Genomic DNA, 21,943 nt, shown 5'->3' with positions numbered 1-21,943 from the left:
GGTCAGGTCGGGCCCGGATCCAAGTAATGTTGAGGTTGAAGATGAAGATCGTTTTGAGAATGATGACCACCGTTTACTGCCTGCTTTTCCTGGGAGCGTTGGCCTCGGCTGGCACATTCGACAACCAGGGAGCTTCCAATACCGGTAATGCAGGTTTTAGTGCTGATCAAACGACGTCAGGTTTTGCCACTGGAAACAGTACTGCTCTTATGCCGCAAGGGACCGACCTGACTTCTTCCGGGATGAACTATCCGGGGACGATGAATCTACTACCCGGTATGAAGGCTGGCGAAGGGCTTCTCCCTAGCGGGCTCAATATGCAGGACAAACTCAAGGCGCTCGGCCTGGGGCAACAGCCCGGCCAGGAGTTTAAAGCTCCCGAACAGAAGATCATCCTCCAGGCGCAACCTGGCGATGGTCTGATTACGCTCTCCTGGGCCGTCGTCGGCGCGCGACAGAAGCCTGACAATACGACGCCATTCCGCTTTGTCATCCAGTATGGCACGGAGTCAAACACCTATACCCGGCAGCTCAATGTCGGCACGGTCAACTCCTATACCCTACGCGGCCTGAGCAATAACCAGCTCTATTTCATCAAGGTCCAGGGGGGCAATCCCGATCAGCAGTTGCTGGTCTCTTCGGCCGAAACCCAGGCGATGCCACTGGCGACCGAAGATCTTGCTTCGCCCCTGGAACGGTCTTTTTCCCAGACGACCCCGACACTCCTTGACACGATCAAACCGACGCCGGTCGACCGCTCGCTCAAACAGTTCGGCTATGACTTCTTTAAGAACAGCCTGGCCAATCAGGCGGCCAGCGACAATCTGCCGGTGGGGGCCGACTATGTGCTTGGCCCCGGCGACTCGGTACGCATTGACGTCTGGGGAAGTCTCCAGGCCCGTTACGACCTAACCGTGGATCGGAATGGCGAAATCAACATCCCCAAGGTTGGGGCCGTCAAGGTCTGGGGCCTCAGCTATACCCAGGCGAAGGATATCATCAACCGTGCCTTTGCCACCTACTACAAAGGCTTTCAGCTCAACGTAACGCTCGGCAGCCTGCGAACCATCCAAGTTTTCGTTGTCGGCGAGGTTGAAGTCCCCGGCACTTACTATGTCAGTTCCCTGGCAACGGTAATCAACGCCCTGGCAGCGGCGGGCGGACCGTCGAAAAACGGCAGCCTGCGGACGATCAAGGTATCCCGGAACGGCAAGCCGGCCCAGGTGATTGACCTCTACGACATGTTCCTCTCCGGTGACCGAAGCCGCGACCTGCGCCTGGAGAACGGTGACACGATCTTTGTCCCGGTGATCGGGCCGGTGGCAGCGGTGGCCGGTGAGGTGAAACGGCCGGCCATTTATGAACTGCATGGGAACACCTCGCTCAGCGAATTATTGGCGATGGCCGGCGGGATCACTGCCGCCGGCGATGCGGGTCGAATCCAGCTGGAGCGGATCGAGGGAAACAGTACCAGGATCGTTCTGGATTACGAGCCAAAGGGGAAGGATCTCCAGAAAGAACTGGCTGCGGTCAATGTCCAGGATCGGGACATGGTAACTGTCTTCCCGGTATACGATGCGATGCGCGATGTTGTCACCCTTGCCGGCAATGTTGTGCGGCCCGGGAGCTACCAGTTCCGGAAGGGGATGCGGGTCAGCGATCTGCTCCCCGGCTACGGGGCACTGCTTCCCGACTCGTACCTGGGGGCGGCGGAGATCACCCGACTGGCTCTTCCCGACTATCACAAGGAAATTCTTTCCTTCAACCTCGGCAAGGCGCTGCAGGGTGATGAGCGGGAAAACCTGCCGCTTCAGGAACAGGACACGATCCGGGTCTTTGCCCGGAGCGAGATGACCGAGCAGCCGACCGTTTCCATCAGTGGCTATGTGGTCAGTCCTGGTGTCTATGACTACTATCCGCAGATGACGGTGCGCGACCTGATCACCGCTGCCGGGAGTCTGAAGCGGAACGCTCTGCTGACCCGGGCGGAACTGACCCGGATCGTGGTCGACAAGAATGGCGCCGAGGCCCACCATCTGGAGATCGACCTGGAGAAGACGCTGGCCGGCGATCCCGCCAACAATCCGGTGTTGATGCCCAATGACGCCCTGATTGTCCGGGGTGTCGAAAACTGGCTCGATGCCACCGACCGGTTTGTCACCCTCAAGGGGGAGGTTCGGTTCCCCGGCGTTTATTCGATTACCAAGGGGGAACGGCTCAGTTCGGTGATTGCCCGGGCCGGCGGTTTTACCGACAAGGCCTATCTGAGGGGGGCCAGGTTTTCCCGGCTCTCGGTGCAAGAGGAGCAGCAAAAACGGATGGACGAAGTAATCGCCCGCACCGAGCAGGATCTGCAACGCAAGCAGGCGGAGCTCGCCTCGCTGTCGGCGTCTAAGGACGAACTGGAAGCGAACAAAGCGGCGCTGGCCGGGTTGCAGAAATCTCTCGACAAGCTGAAGGCCTCAAAGGCCCAGGGACGAGTGGTGATTCACCTGACCCAGCTTGATGAATTCAGAAAAAGTCCATACGATCTCGAGCTGATGGGTGGCGATACCCTGGAGGTGCCCCAGACCCCGAGTGTGGTCAACGTTATGGGGTCGGTCTACAATCCCACTTCATTCATCCATCTGCCCGACAAGGATGTAGCCTACTATCTCAAGAGGGCTGGCGGGGCTACTCAGGATGCGGAGCAGGACAGCATGTATGTGATCAAGGCGGATGGCTCTGTTTTCAGCAAGCAGCAATCGTCTTTCGGTATCCGCTGGGACGACGAGAGCCGCCATTGGACCTTCGGCGGTTTCATGGCCACCCGGCTTGACCCGGGTGATACGCTGGTCGTTCCCCAGCAGCTCGAACAGACCGCCTGGTTGAGAAATTTCAAGGATGTTACCACCATCCTGTCACAGATCGCCCTGACCGCCGGGGTAGTCATTGCCGCGGGTCTCTGATGGCTTACCCGTTTCGTTGGCGACGGTTTGCTCCGCCACTCTGGGCGGCGCTGGTAGTGACCTGGGCCGGTACGGTGCTGGTGTTCTCGCTGATCCCCAATCCGCCTGTGCCGAAGACCGGCTGGCTTTCCTGGGACAAGCTTCAGCATGCCTCCGCCTATGCGGTGATGACATTTTTCCTCGGGATGCGGCTGGCCTCGACGGTGCGTTGGCGGCGGTCGCGCTGGTTCTGGGCGGCGCTGTGCGCCATCCTGTTCGGGGCATTGATGGAGGTTGCCCAAGGTGCCCTGACGACCTCCCGGACCGCCGATGTCACCGATGCCGTGGCCAACGCGGTCGGTGCGACGCTGGTTGCCGCGGCCGGCCGGTTGTTTGGCCGCCGCTACGAGTAATACCATTACCTGGGGAGTTCCTGCTATGCGGCTACTGTCGGTCCTGCTCATTATCACCGTGTTCAGCGGCCTTCTGCCGCTTCCCGTGTTTGCCGCCGATGACGGGGCGATCGGTTTCGTTCGGAATGAAACGGTCACCTTGGCCGACGAGGGGGCTGAGCTGGTTAAAACTCCCTTCCGGGTTGAGAATGGCGCCGTCCTCGGTACCCTGGCGGTGGTCGGGGCGGTGGGGCTCACCTACGTTTTCGACAACGATATCCGGACCAAGCTCCAAAATAGTCGGGGGAAAACTCTCGACAAGGCGGCCGACGCCGGCAGCCTGCTCGGTAACCCGTTCCTTCATCTGGGGGTCGCCGGTGCGGTCTGGGGCGGCGGACTCCTCGCCGACTCGCCCCGCTGGCGGGATACCGGCCTGATGATGGGCGAGGCGGCAGTGTTGGCCGATGCGGCCAGCTTCGTGCTCAAGGAGGCGGTCGGCCGGGCGCGGCCTCTGACCGGCAGCAGCAAGGGGAGTTTCCGGCCGTTCCAGTTCAAATCCGACTACGATTCGCTCCCGTCGATGCATACCGCCAGCTCCTTCGCTATGGCCTCGGTGATCAGCGCCACTTCGGAAAATGTCGGGGTGAGCCTGCTGTCGTACGCGGCGGCGACCTTCGTCGGCTTCTCCCGCATGTACGAGGACAAACACTGGGCGAGTGACGTGCTTCTCGGGGCCGCCATCGGCGAACTGAGCGGCCGGGTGGTGACCCGCTACCATGCTGGCGGGGGGCGTTACGCCCTGGTGCCGGCGGTTTCGGCCGATGCTGCCTCGCTGGCGCTGGTCGGCAAATTCTGAGCTGGGGGGAACATGCTGTCCGCAGTGATCTTTGATTTCGACGGTATCATCGTCGATACCGAACCGCTCCACTACCGCGCATTCCAACAAGTGCTCGAACCGCTGGGGCTCGGCTATTCCTGGGACGATTATGTGGCGATCTACATGGGGTTCGATGATCGCGACGCCTTTCGCGAGGCGTTCCGGGTCGCCGGGCGGTCGCTCGACGCCGGGATGCTCGAACGGTTGATCGCGGCAAAGGCGGCGGCGTTCCAGGCATTGAGCGGCGCCGTCGATCCGTATCCGGGGGTGGTGGAACTGATTCGCACCCTCAGTGACTCATTACCCGTGGCGCTCTGCAGCGGTGCCCTCCGTTGCGACATTTTGCCGATCCTGCAAGGCCTCGGACTCGACCGGGCATTTACGGTACTGGTTACCGCCGACGAAGTTGCTGCCAGCAAGCCCGACCCTGCCAGCTATTCCCTGGCGGTGGAGCGGCTTGCCGCCACCTATCCCGAACGGGGGATCAGTCCCGCCACCTGCCTGGCGATCGAGGACACCCCTGCCGGGATCGCTTCCGCCGCCGGCGCCGGCATCCCGGTGCTGGCGGTCACCAACAGCTATCCGGCCACCGTGCTGACCGGCGCGGTCAAGATTGTCGATTCCCTTGCCGCGCTTTCCTTGGAAACACTGCTGCCGCTTGTTTAATTCCGTTCAATGAATCGCCTTCCTGTCGATGAGGTTATCCCCCGGTTACTTTCCCTGCTGAACGAACAGCGGTCAGTGGTCCTCCAGGCTCCACCAGGAGCCGGCAAGACGACCCGGGGGCCGCTGGCACTCCTATCGGCGCCGTGGCTCGCCGGCAAGAAGATCGTCATGCTCGAGCCGCGACGGCTGGCGGCCAGCAATGCCGCCCGCTGGATGGCCGCCACGCTCGGTGAGGAGGTCGGGGCGACGGTCGGTTATGCGATCCGTTTCGAGCGGACGGTTTCGGCTCGTACCAGGATTGAGGTGGTTACCGAGGGGATTCTCACCCGCCGGCTCCAGGCCGACCCGTTCCTGGAAGATGTCGGAGTAGTGATCTTCGACGAGTTCCACGAGCGGAGCATCCATGCCGACCTGGCCCTGGCGCTCTGTCGCGATGTGCAGCGCAGCGTACGGGACGACCTGCGGATTCTGGTCATGTCGGCAACCCTTGCCGCCGAGCCGGTTGCCCGGTTGCTCGATGCTCCGATACTGGTCAGTGAAGGGCGCAGTTTCCCCGTGGTGACCCATTATCTCGCGCCGCCGCCCCGGGAACAGCTGGCGGAATCCGTCGCCCGCGCCGTGCTGCGGGCTTACGGCGAGACCGACGGTGATATCCTGGCGTTTCTCCCCGGTGCCGGGGAAATTCGCCACTGCCAGCGCCTGTTGGCAGCGGGGGGCGGTAAGCGCGGCCCGCTGCTGGTGGTTCCGCTGTACGGTGATTTGCCGTTCGCCGCCCAGGAGCGGGCCATCGCTCCGGCGGCAGAGCGCAAGGTGGTGCTGGCGACGAATATCGCCGAAACCAGTCTAACGATCGAAGGCGTACGGGTGGTGGTGGATGGCGGTTACGGGCGCCGGCTCCGTTTCGATCCGGCGACGGGGCTCAATCGTTTAGTCACCGAACGGATCTCCGCGGCGTCGGCCGTCCAGCGGACCGGCAGGGCCGGGCGGCTTGGCCCCGGAAGCTGTTATCGCCTTTGGAGTGAGCCGGTGCAGCAGACCCTGATCCCCTATGATCCGCCGGAAATCTGCCGCTCGGACCTGGCGTCGCTGGCCCTCGAACTGGCAGCATGGGGTGTCACGGACGCCGCAGCTCTCGCCTGGGTTGATCAGCCGCCTGCCGCGGCTTTGGAGGAGGGGCGGCAGCTCTTGCGCACGCTGGGCGCTCTCGATACCGAAGGCCGGATCACCGCTGCCGGTCGGGCGATGAGCGTCCTGCCGGTCCATCCCCGGTTGGCCCATCTTCTGCTGGCTGCCGGCCGGCGGGGGGAGGAGTGGCTGGCCTGCGACATTGCGGCCCTGCTGAGCGAACGGGATATCCTTCGTTTTTCGGCGGCCGAGATGGCGGTGCGCCACGAAAGCGACCTGCTGGCCCGCCTGGAAGCCCTTCAATCATGGCGACGCGGCGACCGCGGCATGCCCGGAATTGACGGCCATGGCTGCCGGATCGTCGATCGGACGGCGACCCAGCTCCGCCGGCTGCTTGGCGTCAACTCGTCCGCGCCGTCGGGGCTGCCGGCCGCTGCCGACGTGAGTGTGCTGCTGGCCCAGGCCTATCCCGACCGTGTCGCCCTTTGCCGGGAGCAGGGGACGCGTCGTTATCTGCTCGCCGGCGGCCGGGGTGCCCGGCTCGGCGAGCAGAGTGCCGTCCATGATGAGCCACTGCTCGTGGCCTACGTTCTGGAGCGTGGAGTAGGCGGGGAGGACCTGATCAGGCAGGCGAGCGCCCTGCCGGAAACGCTCTTTCGGCGGGAGTTCGCCGGGGAGTTGGTCCGGCGGCGGGAAGTGGCCTGGGATGAGCGGGAGCGAAAAGTCGTTGTCCGGGAAGAGGAACGGTACGGCTCGCTGGTGCTGAGAAGCAGGCCGTGCCGGGCCACGGACGACGAACTTAGGGCCGCCTTGCTCGACGGACTCGCCCGGCAGCAGGGGCTCGATTTCCTGAACTGGACGACCCGGGCCCGTCAATTCGTGGAGCGGGTCCGTTTCCTTGCCGACCTCTGCCCTGACGACGGCTGGCCTGATTTCTCCGCCGCCCGGCTTATCGCGACCCTGGCAGAGTGGCTTGGCCCCTATCTCGGCAAGGCGCGCAGCTCTGCCGACGTGGCGGCGATCGACCCCCTGCCTGCCGTCCAGGCGCTCCTTTCCTGGGAGCAGCTCCGGCGTCTCGACGAGGGGGCGCCGACCCACCTGACGGTGCCGAGCGGCTCACGAATCCCGCTGGAATATGGTGGGGGAGCCGGGCCGACCTTGGCAGTCAAGCTCCAGGAAATGTTCGGGTTGGCCGAAACGCCGAGCGTTGCCTGGGGGCGGGTGCCGGTCGTTGTCCATCTGCTGTCGCCGGCGGGGCGGCCGCTCCAGGTAACTGCCGACCTGCGGGGATTTTGGGATGGGGCCTACCGTGAAGTGAAGAAGGAGATGAAAGGGCGTTATCCCAAGCATCCCTGGCCCGATGATCCCTGGCTGGCGGTGCCGACCCGGCGGACGAAGCGTTCCGGCGAGCACTGAGCGCTGCCCGGGAAACGGGCCACCCGGTATTACTGGCGGGGGAGGTTGGTCAGGAGGATCGAGCCGTCGGGCTCGACGATCCGGCGGATTGGTTCGGGCAGGGAGCGTGGCGTGGCGTTACGCACCTGTTCGGCACTGCTACCGGCGAGGTAGTTTGCTGTTACGTTAACGCCATCCTTCCAGGCTTCGAAGTGGACGTGGGGCCCGGTAGAACGGCCGGTCGAGCCGGAGAGGGCGAGGGTGGTGCCGTGGTCGACCCGCTCGCCGACGGTAACGAGAGTTGCCGAATTATGCGCATAGAGGGTAATGGTGCCGTCGTCATGCTCGACCTCGACAGTTATCCCATAGCCGTGGCGGGAGCCGGAAAAGATGACGGTTCCCGGGGCGACCGGTCTGACCGGCGTCCCCTGGGGGGTGGCGATGTCGACGCCATTGTGCTCGCGCAACGTACCGTCGATCGGATCGTGGCGAAGGCCGACCGGTGAGGTGATCCGGCCATAGACCGGCAGGAGCCCGCTGCCGGTGGGGGGGGGCGAGGTCAGAGAGGATGGGCGGGGCAAGGCGGCGATCTGCTTGCCGCGGTGATGACGGGAGATGTGTGGTGGACTTTTTTCCTTGACGACCAGGGTGGCATTCCTCGTGACCGGTGCGTCGGTGTAGCATTCGACCCCGGCGCTGTTCACGTAGCGGTAAATGTCCGCCCGCAATGCCGGGACCGGTGTGAATAGCCAGCAGACGCTGGCTGTCACCAGGGCCCGGAGCGCTGCCCGGCGGAATATGCGATGACCTGTTCGTTTCATGGCGATGTTACTATACCTTTCGGCAGATGTGCTGACAAGTTTAACGGAGGTATTCAATGCGGATTGCAGTGGTGGGAGCCGGGGCACTCGGACTCTATTACGGGGCGATGCTCCAACGGGGGGGGAACGACGTGCGGTTTCTCCTCCGACGTGATTACGAGGCGATCACGGCCCGCGGGCTGACCGTCTATTCGTGCGGGGGCGACTTTCACCTGGAATCGGTTGCCGGTTTCCGCTCTCCGGCAGAGATCGGCATCGTCGACCTGGTGGTCGTTGGTCTCAAGGCGTTTGCCAATGACCGCTTTGCCGAACTGATCGGGCCCCTTGTCGGTGGCGGGACGCAGGTGCTGACGCTGCAGAACGGTCTCGGCAACGAGGAGGCCCTTGCCGCGCTCTTTGGCCCGGAGCGGGTGCTCGGCGGGGTAGCGTTCCTCTGCTCCAACAGGGGGGAGCCGGGCGTTGTGCATCACCTGGGAGCGGGGCGGATCCAGGTGGGGACATTCCTGCCGGAGCGGCAGGCGGCCGCGGAGCGAGTTGCCGCGCTTTTCAGCAATGCCGGCGTGGAATGCGTGGCGGTTCCCGATCTTCGGCGGGCGCGGTGGGAGAAACTGGTCTGGAACATTCCTTTCAATGGGAGCTGCGCCTTGACCCTGCAGCCCGTGGATGCTCTGCTCGCCAACCAGCGAAGCCGCCCGATCATCCGGGAAATGATGGTCGAGGTAATTACCGCCGCCAATGCCCAACCGTTGCTCTCGCCGATCCCGGAAACCTTTGCCGATCAGATGATCTCTTTCAGTGACGGGATGGGGCCGTATCGGCCATCGATGCTGATCGATCGTCAGGAGGGGCGCCCGCTGGAAATGAGCGCCATATTTTATCGCCCGCTCGACGCCGGCCAGGCAGCCGGAGTGCCTCTTCCCCGGGTTGCGACCCTGGCGGCGTTGCTCGATTGTGCCGTTACCGGATAGAATCAGTTTGTAGTTGGGTGGTGCGTATTTTTTGTGCAGTCGGTTGGATTGGGTGCTTAAATTTTAGGCCAGCAATCGGACGGTTGAGCGAGTAGCTGATTTCTTGTTTTGCAACAAATCGATTTTATTAGAATATCCAGGATGAAAAATTTGGGCAGGCAATTTGCTTCCGACAGTTCAATCTGCAGTCCCGATGCATTGTTATGCCTTGCTTTTTGGCAATGACAAACTTATAATTCTGATCTTTAGATCAAAACCCACAGGGGGGTGATGGCCTTGAAAAAAGTCGAAGCGATTATCAAGCCGTTCAAGCTGGATGAAGTAAAAGAAGCGCTCAACGAAATCGGTATCCAGGGGATTACGGTTGCCGAAGTCAAGGGGTTCGGGCGCCAGAAGGGGCACACCGAGCTGTATCGTGGCGCGGAGTATGTCGTGGATTTCATTCCCAAGATCAAGATGGAGATCATTGTCGGGGACGATATCGTCGGCAAGGTGGTGGAGACGATCGAACAGGCAGCAAAGACTGGTCGCATCGGTGACGGCAAGATTTTCGTGACTCCGGTCGAAGAGGTCGTCCGCATCAGGACCGGCGAGCGCGGTGAAGACGCTCTGTAGCGTCAATTAATTTAGGGGTATTTCGAAAGGAGATTGGTACATGACACCACAAGAAGTAGTGAGCTTTGCCAAAGAAAACGGCGCACTGATGGTCGATTTCAAATTCATGGATTTTGTCGGCATCTGGCAGCATTTCTCCGTGCCGATGAGCGAGTTCGGTGAGGATACCTTTGAAGAGGGGCAGGGCTTCGACGGCTCTTCGATCCGTGGCTGGCAGCCGATTCACGCTTCCGATATGATCATTCTTCCCGATCCGGCGACGGCGAAGATGGATCCGTTTACCGCCATTCCGACCCTGTCGCTGATCTGCAATATTTTCGATCCGATCACCAAGGAAGACTACTCCCGCGATCCGCGCAACATCGCCCGCAAGGCCGAGGCGTACCTGAAGTCGACCGGGATCGGCGATACCGCTTTTTTCGGTCCGGAAGCCGAATTCTTCATCTTCGACGACGTCCGTTACGACTCGACCTCGAACCAGTCCTTCTACATGGTCGATTCCGTCGAAGGCGCCTGGAATACCGGCCGTGAAGAGTTCCCCAACCTCGGTTACAAGCCGCGCCACAAGGAAGGGTACTTCCCGGTTTCCCCGACCGACTCCATGAACGATCTGCGTAACGAGATGGTGCTCGAGCTGCAGAAGGTCGGGATTCGCGTCGAGTGTCAGCATCACGAGGTTGCCACCGGCGGCCAGGCTGAAATCGACATGCGCTTCAACTCCCTGGTGGCCATGGCTGACGACCTCCAGTGGTTCAAGTACGTCATCAAGAACGTTGCCAACCGCAACGGCAAGACCGTAACCTTCATGCCGAAGCCGCTCTACGGCGACAACGGTTCCGGGATGCATTGCCACCAGTCGATCTGGAAAGACGGCACCAACCTGTTTGCCGGCGACAAGTACGGCGGGCTGTCCCAGATGGCCCTCTGGTACATCGGCGGGATCATCAAGCACGCCCGAGCTCTCTGCGCCTTCACCAACCCGACCACCAACTCTTACAAGCGTCTGGTGCCGGGCTTCGAGGCGCCGGTGAACATGGCGTACTCCAGCCGTAACCGTTCCGCTTCCATCCGGATCCCGATGTTTTCCACCAATCCGAAGGCCAAGCGGATTGAGTACCGGACACCCGATCCGTCCTGCAATGGCTACCTGGCCTTTGCCGCCATGCTGATGGCCGGCCTTGACGGGATCGAGAACAAGATCGATCCGGGGCAGCCGCTCGATAAAGACATCTACGGTCTTTCCCCCGAAGAACTCAAGGAAATCCCGTCCGCTCCGGGGAGCCTCGACGCGGCTCTCGAAGCCCTCAAGGATGACCACGAGTTCCTGCTCAAGGGCGACGTCTTCACCCCCGACGTTATCGAGAAGTGGATTGAGTACAAGATGGAGGCCGAAGTCAATCCGGTCCGGATGCGTCCGGTACCGCTCGAGTTCGCCCTCTACTACGACATCTAAGTCGAAAACCGCGATGTACGCCGGAAAGGCAGGGAGCGATCCCTGCCTTTTCTTTTTTCCGGCGGCCGTCTCCCCGCCTGCCGTTGACTTTCCCTGGTGTATCTGCTAGAAACAAGAGATTTCGCGCTATTCGAGACTGCCATCTATGGAAAATTTTTTTCTCAAATTGTCGATCATGCTAGTCCCGGCGCTAATGGCGATCACCTGCCACGAAGTTTCCCATGGCTTTGTTGCTGATCGGCTGGGCGACCACACGGCACGCTCGATGGGTCGACTGACACTGAATCCCTTGAAGCACTTGGACATCTTCGGTACGCTGATGGTCTTTCTGGTCGGCATCGGCTGGGCCAAGCCGGTACCGGTCAATTTCAACAACTTGCGGAATCCGAAACGGGACATGATCTGGGTGGCCGGTGCCGGACCGACCACCAACTTCACCCTGGCGATCCTCTCAGCGCTGGCAATGCGGGGAATCTTCGCCGTTACCGGCGGAGTTGGTGGCCCGCCGACGCAGTTTTTTCTCGAGCCGGTGGTGGAAATGCTGGCATTTTCGATCTACATTAATCTGCTGCTGGGAATCTTCAACCTGATCCCTCTGCCGCCGCTTGACGGCGGGCGGGTGGCAGTCGGCTTGTTGCCGTACCGCCAGGCGGCGGGCTTGGCAAAGATCGAGCCCTACGGGATGATTATCATTATTGTGTTGATCTTTTTCACCAGTATCTTCGACCGGGTTATTCTGCCGGTCGTTGATCTCTCCATCAGCCTTCTCGCGGGACCCTACAGCGGCATCGTCCACCGCGTTACCTTCTTCCTGATGCGTTAAAGCTCGGGGAGTAACCGGACGAAGAGCAGTAGCGTTTTCAATCCCGATCCGGACGACCGCCCGGGTAGCAAAGGAGCAGCAAGCATGAGCAACAAACGGATTGTCAGCGGCATGAGACCGACCGGCAAGCTTCATCTCGGCCATTTCCACGGCGTTCTCGCCAACTGGCGCGAACTTCAGGAAAACTATGAATGTTTCTTTTTTGCCGCCGACTGGCACTCGTTGACGACCGAGTACGATAATACCGGCGGGATCCGCGACAGTATCAGGGAGATGGTTCTCGACTGGCTGTCTTTCGGGGTCGATCCGCAGCGAAGTGTTATCTTCCAGCAGAGCCTCGTGCCGCAGCACGCGGAGTTGAACCTGATTCTGTCGATGATTACGCCGGTTTCCTGGCTGGAACGCAATCCCACCTATAAAGAGATGCAGGATAATCTGTCGGCGAAAGATCTTTCCACGTTTGGCTTCCTCGGTTACCCGGTGCTGATGGCGGCGGATATCATTCTCTACAAGGCCGCGAAGGTGCCTGTCGGTCACGATCAGTTGCCGCATCTGGAGATCACCCGGGAGATCGCCCGCCGCTTTAACTTCCTCTATCGCGAAGTTTTTCCGGAACCGGCGGCGCTCCTTACCGAAACTCCGAAGGTCCTTGGCCTTGATGGCCGCAAAATGAGCAAGTCCTACGGCAACGCGATTTTCCTCTCTGAGAGCGCCGAGGAGACCAGGAAAAAGGTGCAGTCGATGGTGACCGATACCCAGCGGGTGCGGCGGAGCGATCCGGGCGATCCCGACCGCTGTGTTGCCTTCTCCCTGAACCGTCTTTACATTCCCGAAGATAAAAAGGCGGAAATCTACGCTGGCTGCCGCGGGGCGGAGATCGGCTGCGTAGAGTGCAAGAAGCTCCAGGCGGAATATCTGGTTGAAACTCTGGCACCATTTCGCGCCAAAAGAGAGGAGCTGACGACCCAGCCAGGCCTGGTGGAGGATATCCTCGCGGCTGGGAGCGCCAAAGCCGCCGCCGAAGCGAGCCGGACCATCGCCGAGGTCAGGGACGCGATCCGGCTATGAGCGGTGAGGAGCACCTGCCGTTTTATCCAGAGGGGGGCGCAGCGCCTTACACGGTCAAGCTGGAGGTGTTCGAGGGGCCTTTGGATCTGTTGCTCCATCTCATCAAAAAGAATGAGATGGATATTTACGACATTCCCCTGTCAATCATCACCAAGCAATACCTTGAGTACATCAAACTTTTGAAGGAACTTAACCTGGAGGTCGCCGGCGAGTTTCTCGTCATGGCTTCCACTCTGCTGCAGATCAAGTCGAAAACCCTCCTGCCAACACCGGTTGACGAAGAAGGAGGGGAGGACGAGGAAGAGGATCCGCGTGCCGAGTTGGTGAGAAGGCTGCTGGAATACCAGCAGTACAAGGAAGCTGCCTTGACCCTGACCGGGCGTAATCTGCTTGGCCGGGAACATTTTGCCCGGCAGGTGCCGTTCTCCGAGGCTGAAGCCGCCGAGGGGGGGGATGATGCCCTGGAGGTCGAACTGTTTGAACTGATTGAAGCATTTCAGCGGATTCTCGACCGTGTTTCCCAGGAAAGCTTCCACGAAGTCGGCGCCGATTCGATCACTATTGCCGAACGGATCAGCGAGATTCTTTCGATGCTGGAAGGGAAGGAATCGCTGCTGTTCGACGAGCTGTTCCCCGAAACTGTCAGCCGCGATTATCTGATTGCCACATTTCTTGCGGTTCTGGAACTCTGCAAGCTGAAGGCGATCAAAGTCATCCAGGCTAACCGGTATGGCTCGATCTGGATCGCACCGGCCGTTATAGAAGAGGCAGAAGCGCCGGTCGAAGAAGGAGAACGCTGATGTCGACGCTCAAGTCGATTGTCGAGAGCCTGCTGTTCGTTGCCGAGGGTCCCTTGACCCTTGACCGGCTCTGTTCACTTCTGGAAGAGCATGAACGCAACGATATCCGTGCTGCACTGAATACGCTCCTGCAGGATTATGGCGGCGAAGGGCGCGGAGTTGAGCTGGCTGAGGTTGCCGGGGGGTACCAGTTCCGTACGGTTGCGGAAAACGCCGATTATCTGCGGCGCTTGACCAAGGTCCGGCCGGTCCGCTTTAGCCAGTCGGCCCTGGAGTCGCTGGCAATTATTGCCTACCGCCAGCCGGTAACCAGGGCTGAGATTGAGTATCTGCGCGGGGTCGATTCCGGCGGGGTACTGAAGACGCTTTTGGAGAAAAAGCTGATCAAGATTCTCGGCAAGAAAGATATCCCCGGCAAGCCACTCATCTACGGGACGACGCGGGAATTTCTCGAAGTGTTCGATCTGAAGGACTTGCGCAGCCTGCCGAGTCTGAAAGAGATCAGGGAGCTTTCCGAAACCAGCAAGTTCGAGCAGCAGGAGGAATTGCCGCTGCCGCTGCCGGAGAGCGAGACGTCCGCCGCTAACAATTCGGACGATACCGACGCCTGAGGCCTGCCGTATCGTTTCCCCCCCAGTCTGACTCCCTCGTCTTTTCATGCTATAGTTGATGTCGGGAATGGCAAGAGAAAACACGCCGCTGTTTTCGTGAGCGGAGGTGGGCGATGATACGTCATCCGGCGGTAGCAGGGCAGTTCTACAGTGATGATCCCCGGCAGCTCCGGGCCGAGATGGCGCGGTTGGTGCCGGTCGATGTGCCGAAGCGGAAGGTTATTGGGATAGTGGCCCCCCATGCCGGCTATCTTTACTCGGGAGGGGTGGCGGGAGCGCTGTACGGGGCGATCGAGCTGCCGGAAACCGTGATCGTCATCGGACCCAATCATCATGGTTTCGGTGCTGCCGTTGCCCTCTATCCCGACGGCGAGTGGCTTACTCCTTTCGGCACCGTGCCGGTCGGTGGTCATCTCGCCCGACTGCTCCGCGAACACCTGCCGCTGGTCGAGGTCGATTCGACGGCGCATCGCTTCGAGCATTCTCTGGAGGTACAGGTCCCCTTTCTCCAGTATCTCCGTAACGATCTTACCATTGTACCGCTCTGCCTCGGTTTCGGTGATTATGAACGGTGTCAGCAGTTAGGGGAGGGCATTGCCCGGGCAATCGGCGATTTCGGTGACGAGGTGCTGATCGTTGCCAGCTCCGATATGACCCATTACGAGCCGGCGGCAATGGCACGGCAGAAGGACCAGCTGGCGGTTGCTGAAATGCTGGCTCTCAATCCGCTGGGGCTACATCAGGTGTGTCGGCGACAGGGGATCACCATGTGCGGGGTCATCCCGGCGACCGTCATGCTGGTTGCCGCGAGAAGCCTCGGGGCAACCAAGGCCGAATTGATTCGTTATGCAACGAGTGGCGATGTGACGGGGGACAACAGCCAGGTAGTCGCCTATGCCGGGCTGGCCGTCTGGTAAATCGGCTGCTGGTTGGTGGCGGCGACCGCCCGGTCATTCCTCTTTGGCGATACGTACCACCTGATGGACCCCCGGCATTTTTTCAAGCTTCTCCTGATCGAGGCTATCCGTATCGCCGATGACCCCGATAATCGTCCGGTTGGCGCCAGTCGACTGGTGAATGTCGAAATTCCGGTTGATCAGGTATTCCTTGATCTGCACGAGCGCCTGTTCATCGGCGTTTTTCTTCATGATGATGAGCATTGCCGATCACTCCTTCACACGCTTGTCCCGATTAGTCATGATTCTTTCCAGCCGCCGCGATTCGTCGATAACCCGCTCGAACAGCCGGACAATGGCCCCGTCGTCGAGCGGGCCGCCGTTTTCGCTCTTCATCCGCTCGAAGATGAGTTTTTCCCGTCTGGGATCGTAAACAGCCATCCCTCGCTGTTTCTTGATCTCGCCGATCTGCAGGGCCAGACCGGCGCGTTGGTTGAAAATCCGTAGCAGTTCGCTGTCGAGTCGGTCGATTTCAGTTCTCAATTCGTCGATCGTCATGAGCGCCTCAGATATTTTTTCTGACGAAGGAGTCTTTCTTCCAGTGGATATCATCGCGCTGCGGGTAATCGATGGTGCAGTGCAGCCCACGCGATTCCTTGCGCTGTTGGGCGCATTTGACGATCAGTTCGGCGACGGTGGCAATGTTGCGCAATTCGATGAGATCGGAAGTGATGGTGAAGTTCCAGTAGTAATCCTCGATCTCTTCCTGAATGAGATTGATCCGGTGCAGCGCCCGTTCCAGCCGTTTGTCCGAGCGGACGATCCCGACATAATTCCACATGAAGCGACGAATCTCATCCCAGTTCTGGGAGACGACGACCATCTCATCGCTGTCGGTCGCCGTTCCGGCGTCCCATTCGGGGATTTCCGGGAAGGTAAAGGAGTTCGCTTCGATCTGGCTGACGGCATGCTTGAAAGCCCTGCCGGCATAGACGGCGGCCTCCAGCAGGGAGTTGCTCGCCAGCCGGTTGGCCCCGTGCAGGCCGGTAAATGCTACTTCGCCGATGGCGTAGAGGTGGCTGATGTCGGTCTGGCCGTTCGTGTCGACGGCAACCCCGCCGCAGAGATAGTGGGCTGCGGGCACGACCGGCAGTGGCTCCTTGGTCATGTCGAGGCCAAATTCCAGGCAGGTCTGATAGATATTGGGAAAGCGGTTCCGAACGTAGTCGGGGTCTTTGTGGGTAATGTCCAGGTAGACGCAGTCGTCACCATGAGTCTTCATCTCGTTGTCGATGGCCCGGGCAACGATGTCCCTCGGTGCCAGGTCTTTCAACTGGTGGTATTTATCCATGAAGGCGGTACCGTCCCGGCGGCGGAGGATAGCGCCTTCGCCGCGAACCGCCTCTGAGATGAGGAACGATTTGGCATGTGCGTGATAGAGGGTGGTAGGGTGGAATTGCATGAATTCCATGTTGGCGATCGTTGCCCCGGCTCGGTAGGCCATGGCGACACCGTCACCTGTGGCCACGTCCGGATTGCAGGTGTACAGGTAGACTTTGCCGGCGCCACCGGTGGCGAGCAGGGTTACCTTGGCGGTAAAGGTCATTACGGTGTTGTTATTGATGTCGAGAACATGGGCACCAAGACAGCGGTTTGGCTTCAGACGTTTGCGAAGCACTTTTGCCTCAGTGATCAGGTCGATGGCGATATGGTGCTCGAACAGTCTGATGTTCGGATTCTCCTGAACGGCTGCGACCAGTGCCCGCTCGATTTCCCGGCCGGTAACGTCGTCGGCATGAAGGATACGGCGCTGGCTGTGTCCGCCTTCCCGGGTGAGGTCGTACGAACTGCCGCTCTGGGTGAACTGGACACCCCACTCGATCAGATTGTTGATGATCTGCGGTCCTTCTTCGACCACCATCCGGACCACGTCTTCGTGGCAGATGCCCGCACCGGCAACGAGCGTGTCCTGAACATGCGCGTCGAAGGTGTCCTCTTTGGAGAAAACGGTGGCGATGCCGCCTTGGGCATAGTTGGTGGCAGATTCAGTCACTTCCCGTTTGGTGACGATGGCGACGGTGCCGTGTTCTGCAGCCTGGAGTGCAAAGGTGAGACCGGCGATGCCGCTGCCGATGACGAGAAAATCACTCTCAATTTTCATGAACGTGCTCCTCGGGTGGGGATAATGTAAACGGATTTAATCCGGCGATTATTCTCCCCAGCCCCTTGTTTGTCAAGGGATTTTGGGCGGTTGGCGAGGCAACGGCGCGATGGAGGTTGAAATGCACTGGCGATTGGTCTATATTTTGTATGTTTTTCCTGCAGTCGTCGATTTTATCCTTGTCGGATGTATCCATGTCCCGAAAGATCAGTCTGCTCATACTGCTCGCCGTAGCCGGAAGCCTGATCTGGTGTGCCGGAGCCAGTGCCGATATCTATCGCTATGAAGACAGCGATGGGGTCGTGCATTTTACCGATGCTCCTACGGACAAGCGATTCAAGGTCTATCTGCGGGATATCAAACGCGACCGGAAGCTTCGCACCACCTTCAGGCTTGCCGGTTGCATCCGCGATCCGCGCGAGTTTGAACCGATCATCGATCAGTGTGCTCTGGAATTTGGCGTCGATAAATCGCTTGTTAAAGCGGTCATTCATGCCGAATCGGGGTATAATCCCAATGCCGTATCGCGGAAAGGGGCCAGTGGCCTGATGCAGCTAATGCCGCAGACCGCCCGCGACTTGAAGGTTGGCAACTCCTTCGATCCGCGGGAAAATATCCGCGCCGGTGTGCGTTATCTCCGTTTTCTGCTCGATACCTTCAGAGGAGACGTCTCTCTTGCTCTGGCCGCCTACAATGCCGGCATGGCGAAAGTCGCCCGCTACGGCGGTGTGCCTCCTTACCAGGAAACCCGGACCTATGTCGACCGGGTGCTCAGCTATCAGAAGTCTTACCAGAACAATTAAGTTTTCCGGATCAAATCAACCAACAAGGGTGTGTGAAGAATGTCGACTGCCGAGAAAAACCCTATCTGGAACATTCCCAATATCCTGACCCTGTTGCGGATAGCGCTCATTCCGGCACTGGCGGTCCTGCTGCTTTCCCCATCGCGCGATGCCGGCTTCTGGGCTGCGGCGGTCTTTGCCGTGGCCTCGGTCACTGACTGGCTTGATGGTTATTTGGCTCGACGGATGGGGATTGTGACAATTTTCGGCAAGTTTCTCGATCCGATTGCCGACAAGCTGATCGTCATGGCTGCCTTGATCATGATCTTGCCGTTCGGCCGTGTGCAGGCGTGGATGGTCCTGGTGATTCTCGGCCGGGAGATCATCATTACCGGCCTGCGGGGAATCGCCTCTACCGAAGGGATCGTCATTGCCGCCAGCGATCTTGGCAAGTTCAAGACAATCTTCCAGATCGTCGCGATTCTCGGTCTGCTTCTCCATTACGACTATCACTGGCTTTTCGGTATCGATAACCCATATTTTTATGTCAATATGCATAATGTTGGGATGTTTTATCTCTGGATCGCCACGATCATTACTGTCTGGTCCGGTGTCGACTACCTAGCGAAGTTCATGCGGGTGATCGTCCGGTAGAAATTTTTGCCGTTGACAGACTGCTGAAAACCGGGTATAAACCAGAGTCCATTCCCGCTCTACAAGCGGCGGCGTAGCCAAGTGGTAAGGCAGAGGTCTGCAAAACCTTTATTCAGCGGTTCAAATCCGCTCGCCGCCTCCAAATTTTCTCCAAGCCGACTTCAGGTCGGCTTTTTTATTATCGCCTTTCTTTTTTTCTGTTAGTAATTTGCCGGTTTGGGGATTACATTCCGCGTTTTTTTCTGTTACGATACCTCGCTGAATCAACGTGCTGCAAGGGTTTTTCCATGTCTGAACTTACGCCGATGATGCGTCAGTATCTGGAGATCAAGGCTGATTATCCTGACGCGATCCTGTTTTTCCGCCTGGGTGACTTCTACGAGATGTTTCTCGACGACGCCGTCAAGGCGTCGCGTATCCTCGATATTACGCTCACCTCCCGCAACAAGGGAACCGACGGTGCCGATGTACCGCTCTGCGGGGTTCCCTTCCATTCTGCAACGCCTTACATTGCCCGGTTGATCGAGGCTGGAGAAAAGGTCGCCATCTGCGAACAGGTCGAGGACCCGAAGAGCTGCAAAGGGATCGTCCGGCGTGAGGTGGTTAAGGTGGTAACGCCGGGGCTGGTTGTCGAGGCGGAAAGCCTCTCGCCCAAGGACAATAACTATCTACTGGCGGTTTACGGTGAAGACGGTCCCCGCTGGGGAGTCGCCTATCTCGATCTCTCCACCGGTGATTTTCGGGCTACCGAGGTGGACGGGGAGGAGGGGGCATGGGGAGAGATTGCCTGCGTCAACCCCCGGGAGATCCTGGTGCCGACCGCTTCCCGCGATAACGGCATTGGCCGGGCTCGCACCGATCTGACCGCCGGCAGAATGATCACCTGCATCGACGACTGGGTCTATGATGCCGAGTATGCGGAACGTACCGTCTGCGGGCATTTCGGCGTTGCCAGCTCCGCAGCGCTCGGCTGTGACGGGTGGAGCAATGGCGTGCGGGCGGTTGCGGCAATTCTTCATTATCTGCTGAAGACTCAGAAAGGGCGGGTCGACCATATTCGCGAATTGCAGGTCTACCAGACCCAGGAGTATCTGCTGCTCGATGAAGCGACCCGGCGCAACCTGGAGTTAACCGCAACCCTAGCCGATGGCAAACGCCGTGGCTCCCTTCTCGGGTTGCTCGATCGTACTGTCACCGCTATGGGGGGGAGAAAGCTTAAGCAGTGGATTAATTATCCGTTATTATCTAATGAAAAAATAAGTGAACGACTTGAGGCGATTGCCGAACTGGTAGCAGGAAGCGATTTGCGAAGGGAGTTCCGGGAACAGCTCGATGGGGTGTACGATCTGGAGCGGCTGAATGGCCGGATCAGCTTGGCTAGCGCCAATGCGAAAGATCTGGTCGCATTGCGGACTTCGCTTGAGAAAATCCCTTCGTTACTGGAGCTGCTTGCCACAACGGAGGCGGAGCTGCTCCGGCAGCTGCATTGTGAAATCGACCCGCTGACCGAGGTGGCTGAACTGATTCGATCCGGCATTGTCGCCGACCCGCCGTTTATCCTCCGCGAGGGGGGCATTATTGCCGAAGGGTACCATGCGGAGCTTGACGAGCTTCGCGCCATCAGCCGGGAGGGAAAAGGCTTCATCGCCCGTCTGGAAGCAAAGGAGCGGGCCCGGACCGGTATCTCATCGCTCAAGATCCGCTACAACAAGGTTTTCGGTTATTACATCGAGGTGACGAAGACCAATTTGGCGGCAATCCCCGAGGATTACCACCGCCGGCAGACCTTGGCCAATGCCGAACGCTTCATCACCCCCGAGCTCAAGGAGTACGAAGAGAAGGTTCTGGGCGCCGAGGAACGGATAGTCGAGCTGGAATACTCATTGTTTCAGGAGATCCGCCAGCGGGTGGCCGTCCAGGGGGAGCGAATTTCCCGCACTGCTGACCGGCTTGCCACTCTCGACGTGCTGGCGGCGCTGGCGGATGTTTCCCACGAACGGCGCTATTGTCGGCCGGAGATCGATAACGGCGAGCTGATTACAATTAATGAGGGCCGACATCCGGTGGTTGAGGCACTCAACGCTTCGGAGCGTTTCGTTGCCAATGATCTGTTGCTGGATAGTGCCGACAACCAGATTGTCATGATTACTGGCCCGAACATGGCCGGTAAATCCACTTATATGCGCCAGGTGGCGCTGATCGTGCTGATGGCGCAGATGGGCTGCTTCGTCCCGGCAACGGCGGCACATATCGGTGTGGTTGACCGGATCTTCACCCGGGTGGGCGCTTCCGACAACCTGGCGCGGGGTCAATCGACATTCATGGTGGAAATGATGGAGACTGCCGCCATTCTCCGCAATGCGACCCCTCGCAGCTTGGTGGTACTGGACGAAATCGGTCGCGGCACCTCGACCTTTGACGGTGTTTCGATTGCCTGGGCCGTTGCCGAGTACCTGCACGATACCGAGCGATGTGCCGCCAAGACGCTCTTTGCGACCCATTACCATGAATTGACCGAACTCGCCGTAACCCGTAACCGGATCAAGAATTACAATGTGGCCGTAAAAGAGTGGAATGACCAAGTGATCTTCCTGCGCAAGATCGTCGAGGGAGGAGCATCCCATTCGTACGGTATTCAGGTCGCGCGGCTTGCTGGCCTGCCGGTTGAAGTAATCGAGCGGGCGAAGGAGATCCTGCGCAATCTCGAAAAGGGTGAGTATGCCGAGGAAGGTGTGCCGCGGATTGCCCGCGGCAAGAAGGGGAGCCCTCCGCCTCCCTCGGCCCAGCTGTCGCTGTTCGAGCGGGGCGATGACCTCCTCCGGAGCCGGATTGCTGGTTTGAATATTGCAGCACTGACACCCCTTGAAGCACTGAACATTCTTGATGAACTCAAAAGGATGGTCTGAAGT

At 59.5% G+C, this 21,943-nt stretch carries 20 protein-coding genes and 1 tRNA gene; 17 read left to right on the top strand and 4 right to left on the bottom strand.

Going from position 1 to position 21,943, the window contains the following annotated elements; genetic code table 11:
- The first annotated feature begins 41 nt into the window (after positions 1–41).
- From QMN23_RS12020 to hrpB, 5 genes are read left to right on the top strand one after another with little or no spacing between them, the layout of a single operon-like run.
- A complete protein-coding gene (locus QMN23_RS12020) occupies positions 42–2,948 on the top strand; it encodes an SLBB domain-containing protein (RefSeq protein WP_281999549.1) in 2,907 nt (968 codons plus the stop codon).
- On the top strand, positions 2,948–3,340 hold the full coding sequence (locus QMN23_RS12015) for a VanZ family protein (protein ID WP_281999548.1): 393 nt from the start codon (positions 2,948–2,950) through the stop codon (positions 3,338–3,340). Before QMN23_RS12020 ends, QMN23_RS12015 begins: the two co-directional genes overlap by 1 nt.
- Before the next feature lie 25 nt (positions 3,341–3,365).
- Complete coding sequence (locus tag QMN23_RS12010) at positions 3,366–4,175, top strand: phosphatase PAP2 family protein (protein ID WP_281999546.1); 810 nt, start codon at positions 3,366–3,368, stop codon at positions 4,173–4,175.
- A 12-nt stretch (positions 4,176–4,187) separates the two neighbouring features.
- Complete coding sequence (locus tag QMN23_RS12005; protein WP_281999545.1) at positions 4,188–4,862, top strand: HAD family hydrolase; 675 nt, start codon at positions 4,188–4,190, stop codon at positions 4,860–4,862.
- 9 nt (positions 4,863–4,871) lie between these two features.
- Complete coding sequence (gene hrpB, locus QMN23_RS12000; protein WP_281999544.1) at positions 4,872–7,403, top strand: ATP-dependent helicase HrpB; 2,532 nt, start codon at positions 4,872–4,874, stop codon at positions 7,401–7,403.
- A gap of 29 nt (positions 7,404–7,432) precedes the next feature.
- Here hrpB and QMN23_RS11995 read toward each other — a convergent pair whose 3' ends face one another.
- Positions 7,433–8,203, bottom strand: a complete 771-nt coding sequence (locus QMN23_RS11995; RefSeq protein WP_281999543.1) for a M23 family metallopeptidase — start codon at positions 8,201–8,203, stop codon at positions 7,433–7,435.
- 56 nt (positions 8,204–8,259) lie between these two features.
- Between QMN23_RS11995 and QMN23_RS11990 the strand changes: the two genes are divergently transcribed.
- The 8 genes from QMN23_RS11990 to amrB all read left to right on the top strand — a co-directional run bounded on the left by QMN23_RS11990 (position 8,260) and on the right by amrB (position 15,458).
- Entirely contained in the window at positions 8,260–9,171 is a 912-nt protein-coding gene (locus QMN23_RS11990; protein ID WP_281999542.1) for a putative 2-dehydropantoate 2-reductase, read from the top strand.
- A gap of 276 nt (positions 9,172–9,447) precedes the next feature.
- On the top strand, positions 9,448–9,786 hold the full coding sequence (locus tag QMN23_RS11985) for a P-II family nitrogen regulator (RefSeq protein WP_282003889.1): 339 nt from the start codon (positions 9,448–9,450) through the stop codon (positions 9,784–9,786).
- Positions 9,787–9,826: 40 nt separating this feature from the next.
- A complete protein-coding gene (gene glnA / locus QMN23_RS11980; protein WP_281999541.1) occupies positions 9,827–11,239 on the top strand; it encodes a type I glutamate--ammonia ligase in 1,413 nt (470 codons plus the stop codon).
- A gap of 145 nt (positions 11,240–11,384) precedes the next feature.
- Positions 11,385–12,062 (top strand): site-2 protease family protein, encoded by a 678-nt coding sequence (locus tag QMN23_RS11975; protein ID WP_281999539.1) that lies wholly within the window; start codon positions 11,385–11,387, stop codon positions 12,060–12,062.
- Positions 12,063–12,146: 84 nt separating this feature from the next.
- Positions 12,147–13,130 (top strand): tryptophan--tRNA ligase, encoded by a 984-nt coding sequence (gene trpS, locus QMN23_RS11970; RefSeq protein WP_281999538.1) that lies wholly within the window; start codon positions 12,147–12,149, stop codon positions 13,128–13,130.
- Positions 13,127–13,930 carry a segregation and condensation protein A gene (locus tag QMN23_RS11965; RefSeq protein WP_281999537.1) on the top strand — a complete coding sequence of 268 codons (804 nt, stop codon included), beginning with the start codon at positions 13,127–13,129 and terminating at the stop codon, positions 13,928–13,930. Before trpS ends, QMN23_RS11965 begins: the two co-directional genes overlap by 4 nt.
- Positions 13,930–14,541 carry an SMC-Scp complex subunit ScpB gene (gene scpB, locus QMN23_RS11960; protein WP_281999535.1) on the top strand — a complete coding sequence of 204 codons (612 nt, stop codon included), beginning with the start codon at positions 13,930–13,932 and terminating at the stop codon, positions 14,539–14,541. The genes QMN23_RS11965 and scpB overlap by 1 nt, the downstream gene beginning before the upstream one ends.
- Positions 14,542–14,654: 113 nt before the next feature.
- The gene (gene amrB, locus QMN23_RS11955; RefSeq protein WP_281999534.1) at positions 14,655–15,458 is read left to right on the top strand and encodes an AmmeMemoRadiSam system protein B; all 804 of its coding nucleotides are present in this window, start codon (positions 14,655–14,657) and stop codon (positions 15,456–15,458) included.
- A gap of 33 nt (positions 15,459–15,491) precedes the next feature.
- Here amrB and QMN23_RS11950 read toward each other — a convergent pair whose 3' ends face one another.
- Genes QMN23_RS11950 through nadB form a run of 3 tightly spaced genes read right to left on the bottom strand, consistent with a single transcriptional unit; the run spans position 15,492 to position 17,598 of the window.
- Entirely contained in the window at positions 15,492–15,701 is a 210-nt protein-coding gene (locus QMN23_RS11950; protein WP_281999533.1) for a hypothetical protein, read from the bottom strand.
- Between the two features lie 6 nt (positions 15,702–15,707).
- The gene (locus tag QMN23_RS11945) at positions 15,708–15,995 is read right to left on the bottom strand and encodes a chorismate mutase (protein ID WP_281999532.1); all 288 of its coding nucleotides are present in this window, start codon (positions 15,993–15,995) and stop codon (positions 15,708–15,710) included.
- A gap of 7 nt (positions 15,996–16,002) precedes the next feature.
- On the bottom strand, positions 16,003–17,598 hold the full coding sequence (gene nadB, locus QMN23_RS11940) for an L-aspartate oxidase (RefSeq protein WP_281999530.1): 1,596 nt from the start codon (positions 17,596–17,598) through the stop codon (positions 16,003–16,005).
- A gap of 194 nt (positions 17,599–17,792) precedes the next feature.
- On the opposite strand from nadB, the gene QMN23_RS11935 reads away from it, so the two are divergent.
- The 4 genes from QMN23_RS11935 (at position 17,793) to mutS (ending at position 21,940) form a co-directional block, all read left to right on the top strand.
- Complete coding sequence (locus tag QMN23_RS11935; protein WP_281999529.1) at positions 17,793–18,401, top strand: lytic transglycosylase domain-containing protein; 609 nt, start codon at positions 17,793–17,795, stop codon at positions 18,399–18,401.
- A 39-nt stretch (positions 18,402–18,440) separates the two neighbouring features.
- Complete coding sequence (pgsA, locus tag QMN23_RS11930) at positions 18,441–19,034, top strand: CDP-diacylglycerol--glycerol-3-phosphate 3-phosphatidyltransferase (RefSeq protein ID WP_281999527.1); 594 nt, start codon at positions 18,441–18,443, stop codon at positions 19,032–19,034.
- 67 nt (positions 19,035–19,101) lie between these two features.
- A tRNA-Cys gene (locus QMN23_RS11925) sits at positions 19,102–19,176 on the top strand.
- A gap of 145 nt (positions 19,177–19,321) precedes the next feature.
- Positions 19,322–21,940, top strand: a complete 2,619-nt coding sequence (gene mutS, locus QMN23_RS11920) for a DNA mismatch repair protein MutS (RefSeq protein ID WP_281999526.1) — start codon at positions 19,322–19,324, stop codon at positions 21,938–21,940.
- The last annotated feature ends 3 nt before the right edge of the window (positions 21,941–21,943 follow it).

This window comes from Geotalea uraniireducens (assembly GCF_027943965.1).
GTDB lineage: Bacteria > Desulfobacterota > Desulfuromonadia > Geobacterales > Geobacteraceae > Geobacter > Geobacter uraniireducens.
This window is presented reverse-complemented; position numbering and strand designations above follow the sequence as displayed.